The organism is Roseibium album, assembly GCF_001404515.1.
In the GTDB taxonomy this organism is placed as follows: domain Bacteria; phylum Pseudomonadota; class Alphaproteobacteria; order Rhizobiales; family Stappiaceae; genus Roseibium; species Roseibium album.
The window spans coordinates 1-26,502 of the sequence record NZ_CXWE01000019.1 but is presented as its reverse complement, the minus strand read 5'-3'; the positions used below and the strand labels follow the sequence as shown (position 1 = coordinate 26,502).

The following is a 26,502-nucleotide window of genomic DNA, read 5'->3' as shown; positions in this document are numbered from 1 at the left end:
GTGGACGGCAAAGGGCCGCCCGCGACAACAACGGAAGATAATCCGTTCAATCCCAAATAAAGAGGGAGCTAGCTCAAATGAAGCTCAAAACTGTAATCCTGGCAGGTACAGCCCTGGCATTTGCCGGTAGTGCTGCACTCGCCACAGACCTGACGCTCGTCTCCTGGGGCGGTGCTTACCAGTCGTCCCAGAAGAATGCCTATACGGATCCGTATTCGGCTGAAAATCCGGACGTCACCGTGATCTGGGACGAGTCCTCGGCAGAGGCTGTCGCCAAGTTGCGTGCCATGAACGAGGCCGGCAACATCACCTGGGATCTGGTCGATGTTGTTGCTTCCGATGCCATCCGTCTTTGTGACGAAGGCCTGGCGATGGAAATCAATCCGGACACGGACCTGGCAGCAGCTCCGGATGGAACACCGGCCTCCGAAGACTTCGGTGACCTGCTTGTTTCCGAGTGTTTCATTCCTCAGATCGTTTATTCGACAACGTTCGGTTATCGCTCCGACATTGACGAATGGGGCGGCAAGGAACCGACCGAAATCTGCGACATTTTCGATCTGGAAACATTCCCGGGCAAGCGTTCACTGGAAAAGCGTCCGATCAACAACATGGAATGGGCACTTCTGTGCGACGGCGTGCCGAAAGAGGACGTCTATACTGTTCTTGAAACCGAAGAAGGTCAGGACCGGGCATTCAAGAAGCTCGACTCCATCAAGGACAATGTCGTCTGGTGGTCTGCCGGTGCTGAAACCCCTCAGCTTCTGGCCGACAAGGAAGTCGTGATCGGTTCCACTTACAACGGCCGTCTGTTTGCCCTGATCGAAGAGCAGAAGCAGCCGGTGAAGATGTTGTGGGACGCTCAGGTGTTCGATCTGGATGGCTGGATCATCCCGGCCGGTCTTCCCGAAGACCGTCTTGCCGAAGTGAAAAAACTCGTCATGTACGCGACCGACACCCAGCGTCTGGCCGATCAGGCGAAGTACATTTCCTACGGCCCGGCCCGCAAGTCTTCCGCGCCGCTCGTCGGCAAGCATGCTTCGCTCGGCATCGACATGGCTCCGCACATGCCGACCGATCCGAACAACGCCAAGAACACCTTCCTCTATAACTACGAGTGGTGGGCGGATTACCGCGACGACATCGACGCCAAGTTCCAGGCGTGGCTGGCACAGTAAGCCAACTGACTATGGTCCGGGTGGGGGAAAGCCTCACCCGGAACCTTTTTCTTGATATGCGGAAGACAGTTTCATGAGCGATACGACCCAGGACGGTCAGGTATTGACGACGCAGGACGGACGGCCTTTGAAAGCCGCCCTTGGCCGTGCACTGTTTCGAGAGAAATTGCGCGCATTCCTGCTGGTCGCTCCCCTGCTGATCTTTATCCTGATCACGTTTGTTGCGCCTATCATCGATATGCTGCACAGGTCAGTTGAGAACAGCATTGTTGAGGAGACCCTGCCAAAGACGGTTGTGGCGCTGCAGGAATGGGACCCCGGATCCGGTGAAGTCCCGGACGAAGCCGTCTTTGCCGCTCTCTATGACGACATGGTCGTCGCCGTGGATAAAAAAACCCACACCCGCCTCGGGTCTCGTCTGAACTATGAGCAAAGCGGGATTTCCAGTCTGTTCCGCAAGACCGGCCGCCGCATCAAGCGCATGGACGAAGGCGAGCCACTCAAGGACCAGTTTCTGGCAGCCGACAAGAAGTGGGGAGACGTCACGACCTGGCAGGTTCTGAAGCAGTTTTCACCCGCTTATACGGGCGGATACTTCCTGAACGCTTTTGATGCCAAGCTTGGCCCCGAAGGCGTTGAGCTCAAACCCGCCGACGAACGTATCTACCTGTTCCTGTTCGGGCGCACCCTGTTCCTGTCCATTGTCATCACCCTGTCATGTCTGTTGCTCGGTTACCCGATCGCATTTCTGCTGGCGGCCCTGCCGCTGCGGACGTCAAACCTCTTGATGATCCTCGTGCTTCTGCCGTTCTGGACATCACTGCTGGTCCGAACATCCGCCTGGAAGGTGCTCTTGCAACAACAGGGCGTTATCAATGATTTTCTGGTCTGGATAAATCTGATCTCCGACAGCGGCCGTCTGGTGATGATCAACAACCAGACCGGCACGATCATTGCCATGACGCACATTCTGCTTCCGTTCATGATCCTGCCGCTCTATTCGGTAATGAAGACGATTTCGCCAACATATGTCCGCGCGGCGAAAAGCCTCGGCGCGAACGACTGGACGGCGTTCTGGCGGGTCTATTTCCCGCAATCGGTTCCCGGCATCGGTGCCGGTGCGGTTCTCGTCTTCATTCTGTCGATCGGCTACTACATCACGCCCGAGCTTGTGGGCGGGACGTCCGGTATCTTCATATCCAACCGGATTGCCTATCACATCTCGTCATCGCTCAACTGGGGTCTGGCAGCCGCACTTGGTACCCTGCTGCTGGTAGCGGTTCTCGTTCTCTTTGTTGTCTACGACAAGATCGTCGGCATCGACAACGTCAAGCTCGGATAGGAGGACCAGATGAGCGCACTTCCACCATATGCGTCCCCTCTCCAGCGGACATGGTTCTACAGTTTCAGGTTTATCTGCGGGTTGATCTTCTTCTTTCTGATCTTCCCGATCATGGTGATCCTCCCGCTCAGCTTCAACGCCCAGGATTTCTTCACCTTCACCAAGGAGATGCTGTCGCTGAAGCCAGAGGGCTACTCGCTCAAGCACTACAACGACTTCTTCACCAATCCGGATTGGCAGCAGGCACTGAAGAACTCGTTTCTCATTGCGCCCGTTGCAACGCTGCTCGCGACCACTTTTGGAACCGTGGCAGCGATCGGCCTCTCGCAGTCGCATGTGCCGTTCAAGCCCGTGATCATGGCGATCCTGATATCTCCAATGATCGTGCCGTTGATCATTTCGGCTGCCGGCATGTATTTCTTCTTTTCGTACATCGGCCTGCAGGGCACCTATGTCGGCGTCGTGTTGGCGCACGCCGCGCTCGGCACGCCCTTCGTGATCATTACCGTGACTGCGACGCTGGTCGGGTTTGACCGCAGTCTCGTTCGGGCATCGGCAAGCCTTGGTGCAAACCCGGTCACCACCTTCTTCAAGGTGCAGATGCCGCTGATCATCCCTGGCGTTGTTTCCGGCGCGCTGTTTGCCTTCATCACCTCGTTCGACGAAGTGGTCGTGGTGCTCTTCCTTGGTTCCGCCGGACAGAAAACCTTGCCCTGGCAGATGTTCACGGGACTGCGCGAACAGATCTCGCCGACCATTCTGGCAGTGGCCTCCCTCATGGTGTTCATTTCGATTGCGCTTCTGACCGTACTGGAGCTCTTGCGCCGTCGTTCAGAAAGGCTTAGAGGTGTGACACCGGGCTGATTTCAGCCCAGCTGCTCACAAAAAAGGTGCCGGTGGCGGAACGCCAGTCGCCGGGTGGAAGACAAGGGTTTTCCCGGTAGCATGACAATTTGATTTTGGGCCTGGCGGGCCGGCTTCTTGAAGGAAGCCGGCCCGTTTTGCGTTTTTGGCCCTGTAACGGAAGACAAGGCGGAATAGGACCGCATTCAAGAAAGGAGATCTTCCATGAGCGACGACATGATCCGCATTTACGAAATGAACAATGGTGAGAAGGCCTTTTCCCCGTTCTCTCCGGAAGAAATGGACCGGAGGCAGGCGGGCCTGCGCAAGCTCATGGCAGGGCGCCAGATCGACGCCTGCCTGTTCACCTCCTATCACAACATCTGCTACTACTCCGGTTTTCTGTACTGCTACTTCGGTCGGAAATACGGCCTTGTAATCACGCAGGACAAGGCAACCACGGTTGCGGCCGGCATAGACGGCGGCCAACCCTGGCGCCGGACCCATGGCGATACCGTGATCTATACCGATTGGCGCCGGGACAACTACTTTCACGCCCTGCAGACGCTGGTGGGCTGGCCCAATCCGTCCGTCAGGCGCATCGGCATCGAGTTTGATCATGTTTCGCTTGATCTTCTCAAGTTGCTTGAAGCGGCTTTCCCAGGGGTCGAGTTCGTCGATATCGCCGCGGACGCCATGGCGCAGCGCACGATCAAGAGTGCCGAGGAACATGTGCTGATCCGGGAAGGCGCACGTATTTGCGACGTCGGTGGTGCAGCGCTCGTCGAGGCTGTTCAGGCAGGCGTCACCGAACATGAAGTTGCCATCGCATCGACCAACGCCATGATCCGGGAAATCGCGAAGTCCTTCCCGTTTGTCGAACTGATGGACACCTGGACATGGTTCCAGTCGGGGATCAACACCGATGGTGCCCACAATCCGGTCACCAACAAGGTGGTCGAGGCAGGCGATATCCTGAGCCTGAACTGTTTCCCGATGATCTTCGGGTATTACACGGCCCTGGAACGCACGCTCTTTTGCGAACACGCGTCAGACGAGCACCTGCGTCTTTGGGAAATCAACTGCCATGTACATCGCGAAGGCCTCAAACTGATCAAGGCGGGTGCGCGTTGCTGCGACATTGCTTCAGAGCTCAACGGCATCTACCGCAGCCACGATCTGCTGAAATACCGCAGCTTCGGCTACGGCCACTCCTTCGGTGTGCTCAGCCATTATTATGGCCGTGAAGCTGCCGTGGAACTGCGCGAGGATGTCGAAACAGTGCTTGAGCCGGGCATGGTCGTCTCGATGGAACCCATGATCATGATCCCGGAAGGCGACGCCGGGGCAGGTGGCTATCGTGAACACGATATCCTCATCGTGACCGAGGACGGCGCGGAAAACATCACCGGCTTCCCCTTCGGTCCGGAACACAACATCATCCCGAAGCGCTGATGCCATTATTACTGCGAAAGACAACGGGGACGGGGCGCAAATGCGCTCCGTTTTCGTTGACACCTGTCGGTGTGCATAGGGAATTCGCCGGCCCCATTACTCTCGACGGAAAACGCGACCTCACAGCCTTCTTGTCCGGCAAAGGTGCCCTCCTCGCGCGCGTTTCGCTCAACACCGTGACCCAGCGCACGCCCCGGTCTCTTCGATCAGTACCCTCGAATGACCGGGATTGCCTGCAGGCATTGGAACGCCACGCCGCAAGACAAACCTTACAGAGTGTCCTCCGTTCAGCCCCGCAGGAAATCTGGCGATTGGTTTGTCGATAGAAAAGGTGCCGTCACTTAGCACGCTCAATGCGCCGCTTTCCATCAATTGGATCAAACCCGCCTGCTGTGGCAGTACATCATACTCTTCGGCCTTGCCGTCGGTCACGACGCTTTCTGGATCGACGGTCGCAACGCCGTCCGGGTAGTAGCGACGAAGATCTGATTGTAGTGCTGAAGGTGTGTTTGAAGCGACCATCTCTTCAAAGCCGTCGTCAGTCATTCGAAAGCGTCTGTTGCCTTTGTGAATGACAAGACCACCACTGGCCTGTCGCGGTTTTGCTGATGTGTCGCTGCGACCAGAAGGAAGTTTCACCCAACCAAGGTCGTAGTGACCCGCCATCTGGACCTCCCGGTCAAGGTTCGCGGTCAGTAGAGCTCGTGCTTTTATCCCGTTCGAGGAATCGAGATTATGAGCCGGTGGAATGCGACATTCTTTCAGCGTGGCGAGTTCAACTCTGTCTCTCGGCAACCCGACCACCCCGATGCCGCTACGGCTCACGCCGACAAATCGTTCAACGCGCTCCGTCGCCCCGGTGATGCGCAGGACCATCGCATCGTGGACGCTAACAACGATGTAAACCGGATTTTCACCCCTTTCGATATCGAGCGTCGCAAAGCTGGTTTCACGATCAAGACCTGCTACCGCCACGTTGGACACCGCGGTTCCTTCATAACCACCCAGGAAAACAACTTCTGCCTTTTGAGATGGAGGTGGCAAATTGCAGCCGGTGGATTGCCCTATGCCAGCATTGCTTCTGACAGGAGCGCCTTCCTCGGCCACACGCCTCAAGGTTTGAAGGACTTCATCGACGACAACCACACCGTCGTCATTGGAATCGAAAACCATGAACGAGGCGCCCTGCAGCGAGCGGCGCTTACGGTTGGCTTGTTGTTTTGCCACGGTTTCGTCTGCCATAGCCCCTATTTCAGCCGCCGACAAAATCCCATCCTTGTTGGTGTCGACCTTGAGCAACATTTTCTCAAAATGCGATCTTTTTTTGCCCGACATCACGGCTCGAACGCGGTCGATCTCAAGCTGCGACACTTCTGCGTCTCCATCGAGGTCATTCTGCAAGACCGGAGCCATCACACTAATTCGGTTTGAAGCAGATTGCCTTTGATCGATTGTCTCTGCCATCTCACGCGTCAGTACACCCGTCGGCGCCATGGAAAAAAGCTGGTTGATAAGCTGTTCTTCCGCGCGCTCCGTCCCGCGACTAACAAGTTGGCGAAGCATGTCATCCGCACTTATGCGCGATTGCGACCAAGTAGGGGATGACACAGCTAACAAGGCACCAAAGATTGCAATTCTGCGCTTCATAACGAAATCCTTAAATCCAAGATTGCAAACACAAATAGCTATCTTGGATTTAAGAAAAATCTCTTAAAATCTGGGGTAGAATATGGAGCTAATCAATGAGTGCCACTTAAACGTGTGCTGTAACATTTTGTTTCGACTGAATTGATTGTCAAAGCACCTGGGACAATAGTCATGTGGTGTGACCCTGACGAACCGTCCCACGACCGAACTTACGTGTGAAGCGTTGTCTCGTGTCTGCCTAAAAGGACACAATCAATTTGCGCGGGAGTTTCTGAGCAAAACCTTCGAACTCAGCGAGATTGACAGCAGGCTCTGGCCCTTTGAAGCCCTTGCTTACAACAATGAACCTTCGACTTTAACGACGGTTGCCCCGAGTTGTTACAAACGCGCTTGGCACAAGCGTGAAATCCGTGATTCAGATTGTCAATGTCAGCGATCTCTTCGGGAGGAACATGCACGGAATTGGCGCACCCGACAGGATTCGAACCTGTGACCTCTGCCTTCGGAGGGTGGTTGTCATTCGCTTATTCCTTGTTATTTTTCAATTGGTTATTGGATGTTCGCTGTAACGCTTGTGCGCGTCCTGTACTGAGGCCATTTTGGACCTTGCTCTCTGCGTCTTCTGCATGACCGTAGGTTTCGAAAAGCAGTCTCGTGTCAGCCCAGCGGCCTTGCTTCGCGACGGAGTGGGGGTCGATCCCCTGTCTGTTCAACATCTCGGTTGCAAAGCCATGGCGGCCAGCAGCATGAGGCATGCGGACGTCAATCTTCGCGGCGTTGCAAACGCGCTTCCATCGCTTGTAGACGCTGCCACGCGAAGCGTAGCCAAAAAGCAGAATGGGACGCTCCTGGTTTGGATCTCCTGTTCTGCGCGGGCGTCGAGGTTTTAGTTCCATCAATTCGGCCGCGAGCTCTTTAGAGAGTTTGACCGGCGTTCTGGGAAAGCCTTTTGCCGGAGGCATAGAGACGACGCAGTTCTTCAGGTCGAGATCATCCGGAGTGATCGCGAGTGCTTGGCTAATCCTGGCAGCCGTTTCGAACATGAACTGCGCGAGTAGCCCAAATCTCAGATCTGTGTGTTTTCGAAACTCGAGGATCCAGCTCCAGTCCCCCGGAACCTTTTCGGGCCGGCTTTGTTTGCCGCGCCGTTGATCTTGTTTTTCTCGTTCCTGGTTCGAATAGCCTCTGATCTTTAACGCTTCGCATTTACCGAGATCGTGCGCGTGATTGATCACGGCCCGCACGGGATTGATGATTTGTTTTCGCCAGGTGTCCGTTGAATTGTGCGGGGAAATGATCGGTCCGAGATCGCGTACCAATGTTCCGGTGATCTCACTGACTGGAATGTTCTCCAGATACGGCATGACCTTCAGGAGATATCCCGCAAATTCGGGTGTCGGGTTGTAAAGCTCTACTGCATCGGAAAACAGGAATGGCCTTTCAGCCTGAGGTAGATCCGAAGCGTAAAAGGCCCTGATTTCTTGATGTTTAAACCAGGCTAGGTACGTTTCTGCATCAGCCTTTCTAGTTTTTCCCGTGCTCTTACGGATGTACTGACAGTCTGGAATTTCTTCGATGCGACCCCGGATGTGCCATACGTCGGAGTCTTTTCGTCTGATGAGTTCGAGTGGCATTGATCTGTCTGGTTCAAAATCTATTCAATGTGATCGGGATGCAGAAGCATTGGCCGCGTGCAGGAATAAAATGCACCCAGTCTTCGAGCCCTCGCCGTAAGCTGGCGGGCAGAAATCCGGATTCCTTTTTCTGCGAATATGGACACCCACTCTACGGCTGTCTTGGCTTCTGTGAGGGCTTTGGGGAGGACAACTGGTGAGCTCAATAGAACGGCTCCCTTAGCGTGGGAGCCGAGGCGGCAGGGACGAAGAGTGTGTCGGAGCATTGAGCTCATCCATCCGATGCCGGATGCAGCGCACGATTTCGCTGTTCAAGGACGATGCGTTTTTCTGAGTTTCCGATTCCAAAAATCGCTTTGTCTCAACCGGGAGGCGGACAAGGACCCTGGGCCAGTTTTGCTTGGTCATCTGCTAATCTCCAGAATAGTAGCACTATGCTATCTATTCGCCACTCTATGCCGAAACAATCGCATTATGCTAGCATTTTCTATATAGCACTTTGCGAGTATCAACAGGCCATGACGAGCCAGACCAAAGCCAAAGACAAGGATCAATTTGTCGTTCGCCTGCCCGACGGCATGCGCGATCAAATTGCCGAGGCGGCAAAACGCAGTAACCGTTCCATGAACGCCGAGATCGTCGCGCGGTTGGAAGAAACATTCTTGTCCAGTGTTTCCGCCAGATACAAATGGGCGCTTGCTCAGATAAATGACGTCGCCCAGGCGAAAATATCTGTTTCGAAAGTGGCAGAGGCCGTTTCAGAAGAAACGGCAGAGCAGCTGGAGCGAGTGTTTGGAGGGATTGCCTACCCTTCGTTCGATCTTTCCAACCGTGTTGCCAGCTACCTGAATGTGCGGCCGGAGTGGCTCAAGCACGGCGAAGGCCATCCTTTCGAAGTGCACCAGATAAGCTCATACGGCACCGAACTGGCGGATATGCTTGTGAAGCAAGATCCCCAAAAAGTCGCCTTCATCAGAAGCATGGCCAGGGAAGGCAATGTGGCAATCGTCACGTCGCATGATGGCTTTGTCAGCAAAATCTTCAATACGACGTTGAACCTTAGCGAAGTGGTCGGCGGCTCGGGTGAATTTGATCAAGCCAGCTTTTCAAACACTTGCAGGAAGCTGAGCCTGAACCAGGCGCCGATCGGGACGTCCGGGTATCTCTTGGATCCTGAAAATTTTGTTCAGCTCGTGCATGGCGACTTGAACCCTCTTCTTGCGGTCAAACAAGCTCGTTCGTCGTCTTGGTTTTCCGATTGGTGGCAACCGTCCAGCTTTGAAAAACAGGCAAATGACCATGGTTACTGGCCCGGCTATCAGGAGCTCTGCAAAAGAGTTTTTCACACGGTTGAACACTTCGATTCCTTGCGAAACGAGCGTGACAAGATTTTGAGTGGGTAGCAGCATCGGGACCCTATCCTGCGGCGGAACGCATTGCCCGAAACAGCGTGATTGGCCACCTAATGGCAGATCGTTTCCCGTGGTGTGCGTATCCTCCCTTAAATAGCCGCAGTCATTAATTAACAAAATTGCATTTTTCTTTATTAGTGAACTCCGTTATTTAAACGGACGTACTTAAAGCTCTGGAGCCATTGCCGTGCCCGTTTCCCATGAACCTGATGGACGTTTAGGAACGTTTGTCGAAACGTCGGTAGCGGGTGAGCGCGTGCGTGCCTTTGTGCCACCACCGCTGCCACCGGTGCCGCCTGTTGACCTCTCGGCCCTAGTGACACGATTGAGCGCTGCAGAGCGAGCCCTGGGGCGGCTCGATGGGGTCTCTGTCCTTCTGCCAAACAAAGAGCTCTTTCTCTATATGTATGTCCGCAAGGAAGCGGTTCTATCTTCCCAGATTGAAGGCACGCAGTCGACGCTGTCCGATCTCTTGCGGTTCGAAACGGAAGCCGCCGCCGGCGCACCGCTCGATGACATCAGGGAAGTTTCCAACTACGTCGATGCCATGATGTACGGCCTCGATCGGATGGCCACGTTGCCGATTTCCCTTCGCCTAATTCGCGAGATGCATGACCGGCTGCTCGACAGCGGCCGGGGCGCAACGCAAAACCCGGGTGAGTTTCGAAGCTCGCAAAACTGGATTGGCGGAACACGGCCAGGCAACGCGATGTTCGTGCCCCCACCACCAAACGAGGTCATGAATTGCCTTAGTGATTGGGAGCAGTTTCTGCATTCCGAAACTCGAGATATTCCGCCGCTCATCAAGGCGGGTTTGCTTCACGTGCAGTTCGAGACAATCCACCCTTTCCTGGACGGAAACGGCAGACTTGGCCGTTTGTTGATCACGCTGTTTCTGTGTGCTGAGGGCGTTCTGCGCCAGCCGCTACTCTATCTCTCGCTCTACCTGAAGACCCACCGCGCGGATTACTACCGCCTCTTGCAGGAAGTGCGCGAACGCGGTGCCTGGGAAGCCTGGCTCGAGTTCTTTCTGGATGGTATTGCGGAAACCGCCAACCAGGCTTTCGAAACCGCGAACCGGATCGCCTCCCTTTTGGCGGAGGACCGTGGGCGGATTGTTTCTGATACAGATCGAACCGGCTCGGTTCTTCAGGTTCATGACCTGATGCGCACACGCCCATTCCTGACAGCCGCTGCTGCGGTAGAGCACAGCGGCCTGACAATGCCAACCGTCAACGCAGCCCTGGCTCAACTACAGGCACTCGGCCTGGTCGAGGAAATCACCGGCCGCAAAAGAGACCGCGTTTTTGCCTATCGCGCCTATTTGGATATCCTGAGCGACGGGGTGGCCCGTTGATGGGTTTGGTGCATTCAGTCAAATTCTAAGGCTTTGCAAATTGACGCTAAAATGACAGCTTCGCGGCCCCAATTCGGACGTTCGCAGGATTTTCTCTCGATCCGTAAAGCTGCCGTTAGTTAGGGGATGAGCGTAGGTCTATTGAGGACGGAAACCGGACTTTTGCTGCGGTTGAAAGGCACTAGTCGCGATTTCCGAAAGCTGACATGTAGAGATACTGAGGCGGCGGCGTACACATCCTTCATGGATGTTAGCGTCCGAGCATTTCCATGTTGCCTTCGATCTGCAGTCGCTCCGGGACCTGCCGGATCGGGAGCAGATGGAGGATTCAGGTATTTTACGCGAGGCATGAACGATTCAGCCCGTCCTTATCACCCTTCGTCTATCGCCGTATGGGTCGAGGAAAACAGAGGGTGAAAGTCCGGCAGCATCGACATGATGCTGCCGTCAGGCTGCAGAAACTCATGTGCAGCTCCTGGTAATAGGGCAGGATCGAGCGGAAAACGCGCGTTCGGGTTGTGAAGCACGACCATGCCTTCCACCCAGGTCTCAGTCGAGGCGGGCCCCACGTCTTCGGAAAATGGCGTTGGATAGGGGTTCTCAATATTCGAATCGTTCCGCTGCATGCCGCTCCGCAACAGTTTGACGCGTGCGTCTCCGAAGCCGGTGGCTTTGCCTAGGCGGTTGAACTTCGTGACTGTTCCTTGGGGGTTGATGATAACAGCACTGACGTTTTCAGCGCCTTCAAGGTTGAAGAATCCCGAGCGCGCGCGTTTCTTGCCGTAGCGATGGGCTTTGATGCGTTCGATCTTCCTCGCACCGTCTTCAAGCCAGTGCCTGACACCGAAAACGTACTCCGTTGCAGCCGGCACAATAAATCGCATGGTTCCCTGCAGATGGAAGTCCTGAACCGCGATGCAGAACGGCAAGTTTTTCGCGGCGGGTTGTTCCCAATAGGCTGGCTTATGATTGAGTTTGTTTCGAAGAGCTGACGACAGCCGAATGGGGATGTAGTTCTCCAGGTATTGCTTGAATGCTTCAGCCTCGTCCGGGACCTTCTCTGGGCCAGAAGAAGAGGGATTTACGCTGGTCGCCTCGACCGCAAAGCTGCCAAGAATCCCCTGAAGGACATAGTCTGGTGTCGGAGCATCAGCCTGTCTGACAAATCCGAGCTCTGTGAAGGTCGCAAACAGGTATAGCTCCCAAAGCAGTGCATCCCATCCAGCTGTCTGGAATTTTTGCACGAAGTTGCCATCAACATCCTCGTGAAACCGCATCATGTTTGAAATGAGTTCTCGAGCAGGCGAATATCGCGGGTCTTTCAGCAGCATCTTGAACGAAGAATGGAACCGCTCCTCATCAACGGTGGGTTCAAAAAAGTCGACAGCTTCTCCTTCTTCATCGCCTTGGTGAAACGCCTCGTCAGGTAAATCTATCGCTTCACGCATCGCAACCATGAGCGACGAATAGGCCTCCTCGGCAGTTGGATATGAGGCGTTTACCTTGATTGCCCGAAATCGGGCTACCGCATCCCGGCCAAACATCACCCATCCGTAGTCGTCGTCAATCCGGTCCCAGCAGAGCATGCCGAGAACGCGCTCTCGGGGGTCGGCGAACCAATCCAGTTCCTTGGTGATGAGCGTGATTTTTGGATGCCTCGAGTACCCCGCGAGGGCATTGAAACGGCGTCTGTCAAGGTGTCCGAAGATCGTCACCAGCTTCTCAGTGTTCTGTCGCGATCGTGTGTTTGGCAACAAATCCGATACCCCTTCTGAATTCGTCTTGGACCTAACCGCGAAGGGGACGCCAAAACTCGAAGCTCGAACTCGAGAACGGCGGGTTTTTTTTGACTTGTTCCAATAAGCCTAACTCGTCTCCGACTCAGAGGACTTCACTTTCGCTATTTCAACAAATATGTGCGCTAGCCTTATGCGTGGCGCTATTGGCGTCCGATCATGTATCGAGTCGAAACTAGCTGCTGCGGGAGCAATCGCAGATGGAGCGATGCGAAGCGATCCGTTTTCGGACTGACACCGTAGCGCCTCGTGATGCTTGTCTATGATTGCTTCGACGTCCGCCGGCAACTCACTTGATCCAGGTCGGAAAAAGGCCCACATCGCGCCTTCTGCTGATCGGTGACCGTAGCGTCCATCAACAAACCGGGTCATCCCATCTGTAACGTAGGCTTTCGCCGGACGGCCTCTGCCGATCACTTTGAATTCGACCACGAAGTTTGGCAAGCCATGCAGCCTCCACTCAATATCTGACCGACCGATTATTCGCCTTTTGCCGTCAGGAGCCAAATCGACACGTGACAACTCGGCAAAGAACTCCCCATCAAAAGGCTGAGCTCCAGAGTCGTACTTCTTGGACAGATAGGCACCAAGTCCTTCTGTCAACTCAGGTTCACTACGGTCCGAAAATGGCTGCCCAACACCGGAGTAGCCCGCCTCATACTCAAGCCACTGGGCGAGCAAGTAGTCAAGAATCTCAGAAGTTGGCGGGCGCCTTACGAGATATGCCCAAGAAGAGGTATCCGCTACACTACTCACGCAGACATTCGCTCCCTCGACAGTGCCTGGAGCTGTAGCGCTAGTTGATTGCCGTCTTCTATCGCGCATCTACGCATCCAAAAACGAGCGATCAACGGCTTTACCAGGTATATTTGATTGCCGTCGATTGCGGCAACGTCTGGTACGGTGAGGAGAGTGTCCTCTGAATTACCAATCACGTTCCCAAGGGCCTGGGAGATAACTTCTATTATTGAGTCATCATCCAACTTATCGGCACATGGCTGGTCGCCTAGAGTCAATACTGCTGCGCCAATAGGTACACGGCGACCGGTCCATGTAGCCACTTGGATCGATCCTTGGCCACCGGTGGCGTTGCGCCATCGCAGAAGTGTTTTTGCCAACGTGCCGGCGTATCTTCGCATCATTTCGATCGTCGGGGATTCTCGGAGCGGCCTTTTAAGCGCGCCATATCTTAGGCTTGTCGGTTGCAATGCCGGTCCGGCGAACGTAGCGAGCTCTTCGATCATCGCAATTTCATTATCCGTCAGCTGAAAGTACGAATAGACAAGTTGATTGACCTCGGGCTGAACTTGCTGCCAGGCACGAGATTGCTTGAGCTCGTGCGAGTTTTCGACTCTTGCTAGTATCTGATCGACTTCCGAAAGAATGGAGCGGGCAGCATCTGGTCTTGGATGGTTTTCGAGGGACCAAAACGGCCAATCGAGCGCTTCCCGGATATGTAGTTTCGGTCGTTCCGAAGCGACACTACCACTGAGTAACAATAGCAACCACACGCCCATCGGAGAACGGAGATAGGCGGTCAGAAAGCGCGCCAAGAGTCGACCTGTTTCCGTATTTGGAGCAGCCAGAACGGCAAGAGAATGCTGAAAAGAGAACGGTTGGTCAGCGTAGATCGCTTTCACGCCGTCAATAGGGTGGGTGCCATCCGTCCACAGGACCCTTGGACCGTCAAACAACCTATCATGATATGCTGGAATGCGAGCAATTCGATCAAAAGGCAAAGACGAGAGGCTCTGCTTGGGCACAATCGGAAGATCTCTTGGCAACATGTTCGCGCTAAGAAAAGGAGCCAAAGACATCCACTCGGGAACGTCGATGTACCAGCTTTCTGGAGAGCGTCTACGGTCCTCATCTTTCGCATGAAATCCCTTTGCTTCAATCCAACCGGTCTTGGCGAGCTCGCGGATTCTTCCTCTTCGAATCAGGCGCTTAAGCAAATCGATGTCCGCATTGGATCCCCAATAACGGGTTGCAAGCTGAGCTTCATCAGTGATCAAAGCGCTCGATGGCATAGTGTCTCGGTCGCCTCCGTGCACTGCAAGGCGCCCAAATGCGAGCGATATGTCAGTCTTTGGCGTCCAGTATTCAAATCGCTCCGCCTCTATGCTCCCGAACCGCTCACTGGGAGGACGTGCGGTGGCAATCAAAACTACAAAGGGGTGGACTGCGTCAGCAAAGATAAGTCGGCGCATATCGGAGAAGTTGATGATCTTCTCAACTGAGTATCGCCCTAGAAGATGTACGCGAAAATCTCGCTGCGTCGGATCACCTGAAACAAATGGTGTCACAGGTAGTATCAAAGCAACCCGCCCGTTCGGAGCAAGCGTGTCCGCGGCACCGAGAGCGAACGCTGTTGCGATTTGACGTTTTGGAATATGAGGACGCGGCTCGCTTTGCCGTGAACGCCAATCTTCCAGTGTCCTTGCAGCTGGTTCCTGCGCCCGCAACTTACGCCACGGCGGGTTTGATAGAAAAACGGTAAACCTCTCGTTGTTTCTCTTTTCACTTTCTTCGCTGAAAAAATCCCCTTCAGCTCCCCGGCGAATATTCTCGGTCAGCGTTGGTAGCTGGTGTCCACCTTTCCTGAGCTCGATGAGGTCACTGGGGTTCAAATCTGAAAGCAGGGCGAGGTAAAGACTGAAAGCTGTGAGTTGACACGCATCCTCATCAATGTCCCCACCATAAATCTGATCCAGCAGAAGCCTCCGCCGTGTTGCGAAGTCCGCAACCGGCTCTAGTCCACTGGACACGGCTCTGACCTCGTAGGCACGAATGACACGCCGAAATGCTGCGGTTAGCAGCATGCCAGACCCACATGCACCGTCAAAAATCTTCTCGGCTAGGATATCACGGCCATCCAAGGCCAACTCAACGATCCAGTCTGCGAGCAACCGCGGAGTGTAATATGCACCTTGGTCTCGTTTGGCACCACCCCCGGCTCCTTCCTCCGAAGTGATATTACGTGACGATAAGAACGTTTCATAGATACCCGCAATCAACTCGATTGGTATCTGGCTGAAATCGTAGCGCCAAAAACTGGTCTGGCCTGTGCGCAAGGTTGTACGACTGAGAAATTGTTCCAACCAAGAAAACGATGAATCTGTCAATTGCTCCCAGCCAGTTTCACTTTCGGTGCTCGTTAGAAAGTCACCATTGAAGTCTTTTCGGAGAGCATTGATGAGCTTTCGCAAGCCTTTCCGGTCGCGTTCGCACACTAGGTCAAATAAGGGACGTACATTGCGGCTTGATCGGTATGTCGTGCCGACGATGCCTCTATCTTCCAAGTAGGTGATAAAAATCATTCTCGCGATGAGGCGCCGAGCTTGCGGAGCCCCAATGCCATTAGAGGTCAGCTTGCCCACCAGGACCAGAATGTTGTCGAGAAGAATCTTGTCAACGCGTCTCTGTGGGTCGAACCAACCATCGCGACCGCGCAAAGCTTCGCCACCGACTAGGCCGGACACCGACCACGTTCTTTCAGCCTCCTGCCTCTGTTCCAAAGTGTACTCTTTGGGATCGGCTTCTGGATTGTCCACTGACCACACCTCAAGCCGGTCGCTGCTAGTCACAAGCAGGATGCGGGCCAGGTTTTGATTCCAGAGGCGTTCGCAGAAGTTCCGGATCTCAGATTTTCGGACATCGGCATCTGATGCGAGTCGAAGCCCATCAACTAGGCAAACTGTTGGCACGCTGTCGATACAGAAGACAGCGTTTCCTGCGGCCCCGGTTTCCGGACCGAAGATCGCTCGAAGTTCTGGGGCAAAGGGATGCAGGTCTACGCTGGCTGATCCGGCCACGATATATGATTTGGGTAATTGGTCATACCCAAGCTCCGACACCCATGGTCCTGTAAGTTCACCGTCTTCTTTCATCTGCTCCATATTGGCGGACCGGTAGGTGCTAGGCGATATATCATTTTATATTGATGACATATTTTTAAAAATTGGTCATTATAAAAATATGTATGAAGAGACGAAAAGCGATCGACTTCCGGCAAAGCGTCGCGGCAGGCCGGCAAGGAAATCTGGCGATCCGCCCTCCTCTGTGCAGCAGAGGAGGCTTGTCTTCATCGAGCGAGCCCTGCTGTGGACCGGACGAGTGAGCCGTCGCGCCATTTCGACGACGTTCGATGTCAGCATGGGCCATGTGTCTCAAGACTTTCAAGTTTATCGCAAACTCGCACCGAGCAATCTTGAGTATGATCTCAGCTCAAAGTGCTACACGCCAAGTGCGGCATTCCAACCGGTTTTCTGCCAAGAAGATCCTGCAGACATTCTCGGTTTGATCGCGTCGACAGCAGCTTTGCCGCTACAAGAACGCACGCGGGTTCTTGGATTCTCGGTGGCCTGTGAATCCCTGCAGACATTCCCTTCAGGCGTTCAAAACGACGTGCTTGTCGATGTTTTGCGCGCGATCACATCAGCTAGTGCCATCTCAGTTGACTATCAATCGATGAATACTCCGAAGCCGGTGACCCGGGTCTTCTGGCCTCACGCGCTGATTTTCTCTGGACACCGTTGGCTGACGAGAGGATGGGACGTGCGGCACAACGAGTACCGAGATTTTGCTATTGGTCGAATTCTGCACTCTGAAAAGTCGGCTGATGATCGAGTTCTTACGAGAGACAACCTTTGGCACGACCGAATTGACATTGAGTTCGCCGTAGCTGACCGGCTTTCGCCCACTCAGGCTGAAGTCACTGCTCGCGAATTTGGGATGACGCGAGAAAACGGGGCATACGCTCTGCGGGTAAATGCACGTAAAGCAATGATTCCATATCTATTGGACTACTGGCGAATTCGGCCAGGTAGTGGAGAGACTCAGGCAATTCCGCTTTGCATCGAAAACTACTCCGCGATTAATGCGTACGACCGTCGCGATCTCTCGCATTAATCGTTAGTTATTGCGTTCACATCTGTTGCGTTCATCCGCATCTACTGTGAAACGGACAATTTTGGTCTGCACCCGACACGTCGAGAACGTATCTTCCGGCAGCTTTTCAAGCGTTTCTGCTTCACCATGTTCGAAAGTGACCGGAACCAATGCGACAAGCGTTGCTGGCACGTTGTGGCCGTTCCGACCAAGGAGTGAAACGGCGGCCTCGATATGTTTACGAACCTTCGAAAAAGGCGGGTTCATGACAATTCGCGGGAACTCGACCCTGCCTTTAACCTCCTCGGCATAGGTCAGAAAACAGGTTTGAATGACGGGGACACCAAGCGTTTCCACTTGGGCGGCAAGCTTGTAGTGACGCTCAACTGCGCAGATTTTCTCAGATGGGTATCCGTTCGCCAGCAGTGCCGATACCAGTGCGCCAGTGCCTGCACTCGGTTCCAGGATACTGAAATCTCCCGGCGGTCCTAGATATTCAGCCATGCGTTGGGCAACGCTGCAGGGTGTCACGTGGCACTCGCTCGCTTTGTCGATGACAAGAGGTTCTTTGATATCCAGAGCCTCGGGAATATCGCGGCAGGACCGGTGCTGAACGGAGACAAAGAAGGGTTTGTGTGGGCGCGAGTACACGGATCTTTTCATTGCAAGCCTGTTGGAGAATTGGTGTCTGGCCAACGCCGAGGGGGCAGACCCCCTCGGCAGACTTTAAGTCAAACGCTATTGGACTGTTCCTTGAAGCCATCCGGCGCCGGATGTTCCTTTGAGTCTGTCAGGAACACTGCCACCCATGGGCGCATGTAATAGGCTTCTGTGCTGGTCGGATCCTTGCAAATCTTGAACCGGAACAAACCGCACGCGCTGGTACGGGTGCCTCGCAGGTCCTGCCAGACCTTGGAATATTGTTCTTTGGTGAGTTCGATCTGGCGGAAGGCGTCCTTCCGGCCGTAGATATTCCCAGTCGCTGCGACGATCTCTCGGTCCCCGGCCTTGAAATTCAGGATAGGCGGAAGTGCCGGTTTCTTGTTCGGAACGACATAACCGACTGCCTGCATAAGGTCGCGCCAATCGTCCGCGCTAAGGTCAAGCGATTCCGCATTGGCAATATGCAGCGGCAAGGGTGCCGAGCTCGTTAGCCTGAAGCCGGTTTCACTGACCTCGGCATTCGGTTTGTGTGCGCCGTGCTCGCGGGAAAAACCCTGCAGAATGACGGGCGTTATCTCTCCTTCATATCGCCCAACCGGTCCCAGCAAATCACGTTCGTATGCCAGCCGGTTCAAAACATGATCGATCCAGCGGCGACGAGTCTCGCTGTCCAGGATCTTTTGGGCATTGCGCATCGAAGTTTCCCGTAGTTCCAGAGCAGTCATGGAGCCATCACGGAAGGCGCGTTGATGGTCCCAGTAACAGAGGTCACCAGTTTTGAGGCGCATGCCGGAGAGCTTGGCGATTGTTTCGTCGCTCGTGGCTTTCTCCCAAACCTTCACGCAAAGGGCGGCGTGATTAAGCGCGCGCTGATAGTCGCGCAATTCGGCCAGCAGGGTTTTGATGCGGTTGGCACGGACACGGGGGCTGTTTTTCATGTTGGCGAAACGTTCAACGCCCGCAGCCTTCCATTGCCAGTACTGAACCGATTTTGCAGCTTTGACCGACTTGTCCATGGCATTGTGCATGCGTTCCTGGGTCTTCCGTGCCTTGCGTTCGGAGTGATGCCCGACAAGGATTGGTTGCCCCATGTAGAATGCCTGGGAAAGATCGTCGGCGGCCCGCATGAAGGCGTTTGATTCACGGTCCCGTTTCTCAACAAGGGCATCAAGGCGTTCGGCCTTTGCCTCGGCCCGCTCCACCAGCGTGGTCATCTCCAGTTCGATTTCACCAGCCAGTTCAACTAGGAAGTCTTCACGTGCCGGGGTCCATTTGGGAGCAACAAACAATTCCTGTTTAGGTGCCCACTTGAACCCCATCTCTTTGACGTGTGCGTAGGTCTCGGCGTCCAATCTGCGATCTGCGTAAAGACGCAGCTTGTTGTCTTCCGGGCTATAGGTTGCGGTGTAGTTGTCTTGGTTCATGAGTTTGCTCCGTTTCCCTGAACTTGGCCGTTTGGCTCGTTTCATTTTCCGCGTCGCCGGAAACGGGGGCGGCAGGTCAAGGGCCGGAGGCGAGGAGGGGAATCACCCGCGCGCACAAGGCGGAGCCGCGGAGCGTGGGGAAACCCGGCGATAGGCTGCGCAGCGGTTCATCCTTGATCTGCCGGGGGCGGAGCCCTTTCCAAGGGATATGACCGGCGGACAGCCGGACTCTATGTGATGGGGGAGCGGGTCAGGTACGGGAGAAGAACGCGATCGGGACGGTTTGCCGGCGCGATCCTGTTTTTTGGAGGACCTAGACCGCTCCCCGCCGGGGCAACGCCCCTCTGGGGACAATCCGCCCGGCCCGTTCGGGACGGTCCATTGACCCAAATACCAAGAATGAAATTTGCGGGGACTGTTTCCTGATGGAAACGGCCAGCCATGCGGGGATTATCACAGGGCTGGCCACATCAGGCAGCGTTACGCCGCCTCGTCGATTACTTCCTCTGACACAGGAGCGTCGTCAGAGAATGTCATCAGGCTCGGTACCCAGCCTGTCCCCGCCACCTTGTCAGAGGCATAGGCCACCGCTTCCTTTTTCTTCATCTTGCGAACGGGGGCCGCGGCTTCCTCTCCGCAAGCCTCAACAAGGCTCTCGTGAATGAGGTCGAGCTTCACGCGGGAGAAGTAGTTTTCGGCGGTCGGTTGAAAGCGCTCGGTGATATCCGTGCCAAGCGCCAAGCCGATCCGGTCGCCGTGGTCAACCCCGGTTTTGTTGTAACCCTCGCCATATTCGATGGCATTGATCGTCTGGGCGACACAGAAGGCCTGCAATTCCAGCAGGGTCTTATGCGAGACGTTCAGACACCAGTTCCAGAGTTCGGTTGGATCAAGAGGCAGAACCGATTTCCAGCTTTCACGCTGGCGCTCAATCGCATTCAGGATATCGCACTGTCCGGCGTCCTTGATCTGGCTTTCCAGGCACGCGCTGTCGAGGCTGATTTCAATCGTGCCGTTATCCCGGGCTGCGCCGTGATTATAGAGCGTCTTGATCGCCATGGAATGAACCGCAACGGCGAGTGCAACATCAGGGTTCTTAGCCAGCTCCATGCGCAACACAGCGGTCTTGCGGGCAGTCAATTCGGCAATCAATGCCTTTGAATGGGACGCGGCTTCCGAGACGTTTTCACCCTCCTTGTCACCGGCAGCGGCCTTAGCCTTTGCATCCGCTGGGTCGATCAGTCCGCGCTCGATGCGCAGATCACCGTGATAACCAATTGAAATGATGGTGCCGCAGATTGCTTTCTGGTCTTCAGAAAACTCAGGCACATATTTCGCCTGCAGGTTCTCAAGCGCCTCGTCGGCAGCCTCGAAGACCACCCGGTCTTCCTCGTCACCTGTTTCGTTGTAGCGGGAGGCCGCATCGTCGCTTTCTGCCTGCAGGCGCTCGAGCTCTGTCTGATCTTCGGCGGAAAACTGCGGATGTTTCGGATATTCCCGGCCAAATGCCTGCATAGTAGTGTAATCAAACTCTGCCTGATACCGGACCCATTTCCAGCCCTCTCGGGCGATTTCCTGAGTTGCCGCTTCGATCTTCTCGGCGACCAGCTTTTCGACCAAGGTAATGTCTTCAACATAACCGTCGTCACGATCCGAAAAGAGATCACAGATCACGATGCCACCGGCATTACGTACAGCGTCCAGACCGCCGATGAATTGGATCCGCTTATCGGATGCCGGGACCTTGCCGTCGGTCAATGCCCTGCGGATGTCATGGCTGTTGCGGTAATACCGTGGCAGGGAGTTCCAGACCCGCTCCTGTGCGTCGTGATCGTCGCTGACGGTGAACGCCTGCAGCTGGGACAGTTCCATCTCACCTTTTTCGAAGAGCTCAAACAGGAAGGGAGAGACACGGGCGAGTTTCAGGCGCTTGGTGACGATCAGCTCGGTGGTGCCAAAGCGTTTTGCAATGTCTTCTACCGTCGTTTCTTCATCGGCAAGAGCCTTAAAGGCGCGGAACTGATCTGCCGGGTCCATGGCTTCGCGCATGACATTCTCGGCAAGGCTGAGTTCGGTTGCTTCTTCCTCGGTTCTGACCTGACAGAAGAGTTCATAGTCAGTGGTCAACAGGCCTTCCTTGATAAGGTGTTCCACGGCGCGGTATCGACGGCCCCCACCAGTCACCAGATAGTGGCCCGGTTTGATATCTGGGCGGACAATCAGGTTCTGCAGCACGCCATTGACCGCGATATTGGCTGCCAGCGATTCAATGCCGTTCTGATCGGTTTTCTTGCGCACGTTCTTCGGGTCGAGTGACAGCTTTTTGAAAGCGACTTTGATTTCGTTTGTGGTGGCTTTGGTCTTGGTCATTGGGTCTGCTCCTGTTTCCCGAAACTTCGCCGATGTGGCTCGTTTCATTTTCCGCGTCGCCGGAAACGGGGGAGGACGGTCAGGGACCGGAGAAGGGGAGGGGTATCCCCGTGCGCACAAGGTGATAACCGCGGAGCATGGGGAAGCCGCTTTTCCGGCCGCGCAGCGGTTCATCCTTGACCGGACGGGGGCGGAGCCCCGTTACAAGAGAGATGACTGGCGCAGCCAGACTGAATATCTGCAATGCGTCATGCGCGAACGATCGTTTTTGAATGGCGATCACGAATGCGAACGATTGCGGTCATCGGGACATGCCTTTCGACTTTCGGGAGGTGATCTGGCGGGTGCGGATCTGTTGCGGATCCTGTCCTGTAATAATTCGAAGGTATGATTTCTGAAGCTCGAGCGCCTCGCGCGCTTCAGCATCGACACCGGCCTGTTGCTCCAGAAAACGCCTCCAGGACAATTGCCTGCCCGGCTGACCAATTGTCATTCGCTTCCATGCAGGATGGCGTTCAAGGCGCGGATCGAGTGGCCGGCGCCGGTACCTATCCTTGGTCTGCCGGGTGCCCGGGTTCTTATACGGTTCGAATTGACCGTATTTCTCCTCCAGCCTTATCCGCGAAAGTTCGCGGTCGACCATGCTGGCTTTTTCCATCGTGCCGGTTGCGATGTCCCGAAAGACTAAGCCGTTCCCGCGCTTGCGAAGTTCAACTCCATAAAGCGCGAAGCCATCATACAGCTCTTTCCAGGAGCCGGCGCGACGATGGATCTGCAGGAAGGCGTCTTTATGATCTTTGAGGTATCCCGAGAACGACTGCTCCCAGGAATTGGCTTCCTTGTCTCGAGCTTTCTGGTTCAGGCGCTCGTTGTCCTGGCCGCGGCCTTTCACCACCTGCAAGCCGTGTTTCTTTTCCAGCATGTCGGCAGTGGACTGCAGGATCTGGAAATCACGGAAAGGCGCATGCATCCGGAACGTTTCCGGGTGCACCAGATTGAACTGGATATGCATGTGGAAGTTCTCGGTGTTGATATGGGTGCCCACAACGCGCTGATGGGCTTCGAGGCCGAGAGCCTTCGCGAACTCCAATTCGATGTCTTTCAGAGCGTCCGTTTCCGGCATCTCACCTTCTGCGAATGAAACAACCAGGTGATAGTTGGGATCGGCATTGCTGCGATGGTTCAGCGCCTGAGTCGCACGGATCTCCGCGATCGCCGTGTCCAGGTCCTCCAATCCGGCGCCGGCGTTGCAGTTAGAAAGCCAGAACTGATCCAGCTTTTCTCCCTTTTCCTTCGCACTGGCGATGTATTTCGCTAGGGCGGCCGCGCCGCGCGCCCGCTTGATAGACGTCTTCTTCGCAATCACGGCTTCAGATCCGCAATGCAAGCCTTGATCTCGCCCTGCGTTTGTCGGACTTCCCTCAACAGTGATTGCATTTGCCGGACCAGATGACCGTCTGTGGATTCGTTCATACCCTTCAGGAGCAGATTGCCAAGACGGGCCTGGTCGGCATTCACATGCAGGAGGTTCAGAATTGACTGTTCCAGAGATCGATCCGGATATTTGCCAGACTGGAGAATGCGTTCTGCCACCTTTGATACGGACATGTTTGTTCGTTTCGCATGGGTCACGATCCTCTGGTGAATGTCGGGATCCAGGTATGTGATCAGCTGGACACGCTTAGGACGTTTCAACGCGACATCTCCAGCTTCCGTTCCAGGCCTCTGTCCTTTCCTGCATTGCGGACATGCCCGCGCTGCATCTCAGCGAAGGATTCCCGCAGCGCCGTCAGAAGGCCTTTCTCACCCCGGTGTTGTTTCAGGTCGTTCCAGTCGGTCGCACGGCGATCCTTTTCTGCGGGTGTGAAGCTCGGAGCCAGAACCTTGCCGCCGACGGCCTCGGCTGCAGCCCAGGCGCACTTCAATCCCTTATTCGGAAGCGGCGGTGTTCTTTCGGGTAGATGATGATCGTCGTCGGCGGCGATCAGGATGTTGGCGGCAGGATACCGGTCGCGAACCGCTTTGGCAGTCGCTGTAAGATTGTCGCCGTCAAAGGCGACGAATGTGGGCAGCTTCGTCGCGTTATAGACATCGGCACCGGTGGCATAGCCTTCACCGACAATGACCGTCAGCCTGTCACCTTTTTCGGGTGCGTTCTTCAGATCCTTGTTCGGGTCGATGGTGTGATAGAGCCCATCCTTGCGGCCGTGTTTCAGATAGGTTTTTTCGTCACCCACGAACTGCAGGGACCAGATCCGGCCGGCATCGTCACGAAGTGGAATGACCATGCGGCCATCGTCAGCGAGCTTCACGCCATAGCCGCGGGCATTTTTCCTGGCGAGATAAGGACAGTTTTCCGGGGTTGCCCAGGTCTTCAGGTTCGTCCAGATGCCGAAGGCACGTTTTGCGGTCGCCTCCTGTTCGTTTGCCCGCTCGCGTTCGCGGTTTTCGCGGGCCTGTGCCGCCTCGGCCGACAACCGCTGCCTCTCTTCCAAAGAGACGGCGTCGCCCTTGCCGGTCCACTGCAAAGGTTCATCAGCGCCCTTGAAGTTCTTGAACTGGCCGTTCGGAACCCCGTCCAGAAAGCCGCGATAGCTGGCGTTGGTCACCTTGCCGTCACCGGCAAGTGCAACACGGTGCCACGTGCCGTCCATTTCAGGTGAGCCTTTCAGGTCGGCCCCGTTGTCGCGCAGGAATTGTCCAAACGCGGTTCTTGGATCCTCAAGGGGGCGCTCCGGCTGGTGCGATGGAAGGAATTCCCTCAAACCCTCAGGAACATCCGCTCCCTTGGCGAACCAGGCTTTCTGTTTCTTGTCCCAGAGCGCACCAGCCGCCTTGGCTGTTTCGCGCAGGTCGTAGGGAACAGAGAGATAGGTCTTATCGATAGGTTTGGCGTCGGCCATGTCGGCTAAACTCCGGTTGTAGGAAAGCAAGGATTGGATAGAAAAAGACGGACGATCAGTCGAGGTAGACGCCGTCGACGTCGAGCCGGCCGGTCATCTGGACCAAAGCTTTGGGCCAGATTTCGCGCCCGGCTGTGTCCGTGACGGAGATCCTCTGCAGCAGCACTTCGCTAGAGAGTGTGCCGCCCGTTATCTCCAGGTCGCCGAATTCCCCGTGGATCTTCAAAAGGGTTGCGATGACTTCACTGATCTTCATGGCGCTGCCTTTCCATTGGACGGCGGGAGAGAGGGAATGGACGTAGGGCAAGCGATCGGGATCCTGGCCCGGGCCTGCATTTCCTCGTTCTGGAAATAGAGCACCTGGCGGCCATAAATGGCGGGGCGCCCGGCGACAAAGATCAGCATGTCGCCGGCCCGGCTGACCTTGCCTCCGGTGCCTGTCTGGATCCCCGGCAGCGACATGCACTCATCAGGCGTCAGCAGCGGGCGCGCGACTTCGCTCAAGGTTTCGGAATAATTGGTGCCGACCCGGCCGGTAGAGCGGCTGGCGGAAGTCTTCCTCTGAACCAGCGTTGTCTTGCCGGCCATGTCGGACAGAACCCGGGCCGTCTCCATCGTGTTCGGCGCATAGGCGATCCGGACGTGACAGTTGGAAACGATCGACTGTTCTCGGCCATAAGTCTTCTGCAGCTGGGTCAGATCCTGGACGATCACAAAAGCTTTCAGGCCGTAACCTGCCATGAAGGCAACCGCCTTCTCAAAGATCTCCAGCTTGCCGACGGAGGTGAACTCGTCGAGCATCAAAAGCATACGGTGTTGGTAATGCTTCACCGACCGGCCGCCCTCGAACGCCATGTGAGAGGTAAGGCGGGTCAGGAACTGGTTCAGCAGGATCCGTACCAGCGGCCGCAAGCGAGCAATGTCGGACGGCGGGATGACGATATAGAGCGTAGCCGGCTTCTCGCCGTTCATCAGATCGGTGATGCGGAAATCGGATTCTGAAATGTTGCGGGCCACAATCGGGTCGCTGTAAAGTGCCAGCTGCGACGTACCGGTGGAATGAACACCAGAGCGTTCGTTGCTGGACCGTTTGCGCATGCGGGCTGCGCCAAGCCGTACCTCGTCGTTGACGACGGCACGCCCGTGCTCGTAGCTCTCCATATCCTTCAGGAGCCGGTCGAAACTATCGTCTTCCTGATCGTTGAAGGCGGCCTTTGCCGCCGCGGCGATGGTCTGTTCGCTGATGGATTTAGGATCCTCGTCATCGCCGATCGACATGAAGGCGCGCACATCGGCCAGAGTGGCTGTGCGCTGCTCCTGCCGCTTGATCCGGTAGAGAACATGAAGGATTGCGGTGCAGAGCCAGCCATAGCCTTCCTGCATCCAGAAGTCCTTGAGGCCGGTGCCGTCCGGATCGATGATCATGATGGCAATGTTCTGGCAGTCGGCAATCTCGTGATCGGTGCCGATGCGGACCTCTGCGAGCGGATTGTATTTCACGGAACCGCGATCCGCGGCCGGATCGAAGCGGTATGTCCGTCGTCAGAGGTTTTGAGCAGATCGGCGGCCTAATCTAGTGGAGGCTCTG

Annotated in this window: 18 protein-coding genes and 1 pseudogene; 7 read left to right on the top strand and 12 right to left on the bottom strand. The window is 55.4% G+C overall.

Annotated features, from left to right (window positions below; translation table 11 throughout):
• Positions 1–77 precede the first annotated feature (77 nt).
• The 4 genes from LA5095_RS31440 (at position 78) to LA5095_RS31425 (ending at position 4,818) form a co-directional block, all read left to right on the top strand.
• Positions 78–1,178 carry an extracellular solute-binding protein gene (locus LA5095_RS31440; RefSeq protein ID WP_055391935.1) on the top strand — a complete coding sequence of 367 codons (1,101 nt, stop codon included), beginning with the start codon at positions 78–80 and terminating at the stop codon, positions 1,176–1,178.
• A gap of 73 nt (positions 1,179–1,251) precedes the next feature.
• On the top strand, positions 1,252–2,520 hold the full coding sequence (locus LA5095_RS31435) for an ABC transporter permease (protein ID WP_055391934.1): 1,269 nt from the start codon (positions 1,252–1,254) through the stop codon (positions 2,518–2,520).
• 9 nt (positions 2,521–2,529) lie between these two features.
• Positions 2,530–3,384 (top strand): ABC transporter permease, encoded by an 855-nt coding sequence (locus tag LA5095_RS31430; RefSeq protein WP_055391933.1) that lies wholly within the window; start codon positions 2,530–2,532, stop codon positions 3,382–3,384.
• Between the two features lie 204 nt (positions 3,385–3,588).
• The gene (locus tag LA5095_RS31425; protein WP_055391932.1) at positions 3,589–4,818 is read left to right on the top strand and encodes a M24 family metallopeptidase; all 1,230 of its coding nucleotides are present in this window, start codon (positions 3,589–3,591) and stop codon (positions 4,816–4,818) included.
• A 168-nt stretch (positions 4,819–4,986) separates the two neighbouring features.
• On the opposite strand, the gene LA5095_RS31420 is transcribed toward LA5095_RS31425, so the two are convergent.
• Both LA5095_RS31420 and LA5095_RS31415 read right to left on the bottom strand, forming a co-directional pair.
• Positions 4,987–6,465 carry an EF-hand domain-containing protein gene (locus tag LA5095_RS31420; RefSeq protein ID WP_144436240.1) on the bottom strand — a complete coding sequence of 493 codons (1,479 nt, stop codon included), beginning with the start codon at positions 6,463–6,465 and terminating at the stop codon, positions 4,987–4,989.
• Positions 6,466–6,989: 524 nt separating this feature from the next.
• Positions 6,990–8,099, bottom strand: coding sequence for a tyrosine-type recombinase/integrase (locus tag LA5095_RS31415; RefSeq protein ID WP_055391930.1), 1,110 nt, complete (start codon positions 8,097–8,099; stop codon positions 6,990–6,992).
• A gap of 320 nt (positions 8,100–8,419) precedes the next feature.
• On the opposite strand from LA5095_RS31415, the gene LA5095_RS33475 reads away from it, so the two are divergent.
• Both LA5095_RS33475 and LA5095_RS31405 read left to right on the top strand, forming a co-directional pair.
• The gene (locus LA5095_RS33475; RefSeq protein ID WP_306362711.1) at positions 8,420–9,502 is read left to right on the top strand and encodes an Arc family DNA-binding protein; all 1,083 of its coding nucleotides are present in this window, start codon (positions 8,420–8,422) and stop codon (positions 9,500–9,502) included.
• Between the two features lie 196 nt (positions 9,503–9,698).
• Positions 9,699–10,868, top strand: a complete 1,170-nt coding sequence (locus LA5095_RS31405; protein WP_055391928.1) for a Fic family protein — start codon at positions 9,699–9,701, stop codon at positions 10,866–10,868.
• Positions 10,869–11,239: 371 nt separating this feature from the next.
• Here LA5095_RS31405 and LA5095_RS31400 read toward each other — a convergent pair whose 3' ends face one another.
• Positions 11,240–12,583, bottom strand: coding sequence for a hypothetical protein (locus tag LA5095_RS31400; RefSeq protein WP_055391952.1), 1,344 nt, complete (start codon positions 12,581–12,583; stop codon positions 11,240–11,242).
• Between the two features lie 833 nt (positions 12,584–13,416).
• Complete coding sequence (locus LA5095_RS31390) at positions 13,417–16,554, bottom strand: HsdM family class I SAM-dependent methyltransferase (RefSeq protein WP_158510460.1); 3,138 nt, start codon at positions 16,552–16,554, stop codon at positions 13,417–13,419.
• Positions 16,555–16,579: 25 nt separating this feature from the next.
• Here LA5095_RS31390 and LA5095_RS31385 point away from each other — a divergent pair, with 25 nt between their 5' ends.
• On the top strand, positions 16,580–17,575 hold the full coding sequence (locus LA5095_RS31385) for a BrxR family helix-turn-helix transcriptional regulator (RefSeq protein WP_144436237.1): 996 nt from the start codon (positions 16,580–16,582) through the stop codon (positions 17,573–17,575).
• 3 nt (positions 17,576–17,578) lie between these two features.
• Here LA5095_RS31385 and LA5095_RS31380 read toward each other — a convergent pair whose 3' ends face one another.
• The 8 genes and pseudogenes from LA5095_RS31380 to LA5095_RS31345 all read right to left on the bottom strand — a co-directional run.
• Positions 17,579–18,217: a hypothetical protein gene (locus LA5095_RS31380; RefSeq protein ID WP_055391924.1), complete on the bottom strand. Its 639-nt coding sequence runs from the start codon at positions 18,215–18,217 to the stop codon at positions 17,579–17,581.
• Between the two features lie 68 nt (positions 18,218–18,285).
• Positions 18,286–19,641, bottom strand: a complete 1,356-nt coding sequence (locus tag LA5095_RS33135) for a DUF3560 domain-containing protein (RefSeq protein ID WP_055391923.1) — start codon at positions 19,639–19,641, stop codon at positions 18,286–18,288.
• A gap of 480 nt (positions 19,642–20,121) precedes the next feature.
• A complete protein-coding gene (locus tag LA5095_RS31370) occupies positions 20,122–22,011 on the bottom strand; it encodes a ParB/RepB/Spo0J family partition protein (protein ID WP_055391922.1) in 1,890 nt (629 codons plus the stop codon).
• Between the two features lie 301 nt (positions 22,012–22,312).
• Positions 22,313–23,377, bottom strand: coding sequence for a TraI/MobA(P) family conjugative relaxase (gene traI, locus LA5095_RS31365; RefSeq protein WP_055391921.1), 1,065 nt, complete (start codon positions 23,375–23,377; stop codon positions 22,313–22,315).
• Positions 23,374–23,706 (bottom strand): hypothetical protein, encoded by a 333-nt coding sequence (locus tag LA5095_RS32850; protein WP_158510459.1) that lies wholly within the window; start codon positions 23,704–23,706, stop codon positions 23,374–23,376. Before LA5095_RS32850 ends, traI begins: the two co-directional genes overlap by 4 nt.
• Positions 23,703–24,914, bottom strand: a complete 1,212-nt coding sequence (locus tag LA5095_RS31355; protein WP_055391919.1) for a DUF5710 domain-containing protein — start codon at positions 24,912–24,914, stop codon at positions 23,703–23,705. The genes LA5095_RS32850 and LA5095_RS31355 overlap by 4 nt, the downstream gene beginning before the upstream one ends.
• A gap of 55 nt (positions 24,915–24,969) precedes the next feature.
• Entirely contained in the window at positions 24,970–25,170 is a 201-nt protein-coding gene (locus tag LA5095_RS31350) for a hypothetical protein (protein WP_055391918.1), read from the bottom strand.
• Positions 25,167–26,435: pseudogene (locus LA5095_RS31345) on the bottom strand (type IV secretory system conjugative DNA transfer family protein); the annotation flags it as partial. The gene LA5095_RS31350 and the pseudogene LA5095_RS31345, both read right to left, overlap by 4 nt.
• Positions 26,436–26,502: the final 67 nt, after the last annotated feature.

Bases quoted from the DNA above. Each gene is read 5' to 3' on its own strand.
- LA5095_RS31440 (WP_055391935.1), top strand. From the start codon at position 78: ATGAAGCTCAAAACTGTAATCCTGGCAGGTACAGCCCTGGCATTTGCC.
- LA5095_RS31435 (WP_055391934.1), top strand. From the start codon at position 1,252: ATGAGCGATACGACCCAGGACGGTCAGGTATTGACGACGCAGGACGGA.
- LA5095_RS31430 (WP_055391933.1), top strand. From the start codon at position 2,530: ATGAGCGCACTTCCACCATATGCGTCCCCTCTCCAGCGGACATGGTTC.
- LA5095_RS31425 (WP_055391932.1), top strand. From the start codon at position 3,589: ATGAGCGACGACATGATCCGCATTTACGAAATGAACAATGGTGAGAAG.
- LA5095_RS31420 (WP_144436240.1), bottom strand. From the start codon at position 6,465: ATGAAGCGCAGAATTGCAATCTTTGGTGCCTTGTTAGCTGTGTCATCC.
- LA5095_RS31415 (WP_055391930.1), bottom strand. From the start codon at position 8,099: ATGCCACTCGAACTCATCAGACGAAAAGACTCCGACGTATGGCACATC.
- LA5095_RS33475 (WP_306362711.1), top strand. From the start codon at position 8,420: ATGCGTTTTTCTGAGTTTCCGATTCCAAAAATCGCTTTGTCTCAACCG.
- LA5095_RS31390 (WP_158510460.1), bottom strand. From the start codon at position 16,554: ATGAAAGAAGACGGTGAACTTACAGGACCATGGGTGTCGGAGCTTGGG.
- LA5095_RS31380 (WP_055391924.1), bottom strand. From the start codon at position 18,217: ATGAAAAGATCCGTGTACTCGCGCCCACACAAACCCTTCTTTGTCTCC.
- LA5095_RS33135 (WP_055391923.1), bottom strand. From the start codon at position 19,641: ATGAACCAAGACAACTACACCGCAACCTATAGCCCGGAAGACAACAAG.
- LA5095_RS31370 (WP_055391922.1), bottom strand. From the start codon at position 22,011: ATGACCAAGACCAAAGCCACCACAAACGAAATCAAAGTCGCTTTCAAA.
- LA5095_RS31355 (WP_055391919.1), bottom strand. From the start codon at position 24,914: ATGGCCGACGCCAAACCTATCGATAAGACCTATCTCTCTGTTCCCTAC.
- LA5095_RS31350 (WP_055391918.1), bottom strand. From the start codon at position 25,170: ATGAAGATCAGTGAAGTCATCGCAACCCTTTTGAAGATCCACGGGGAA.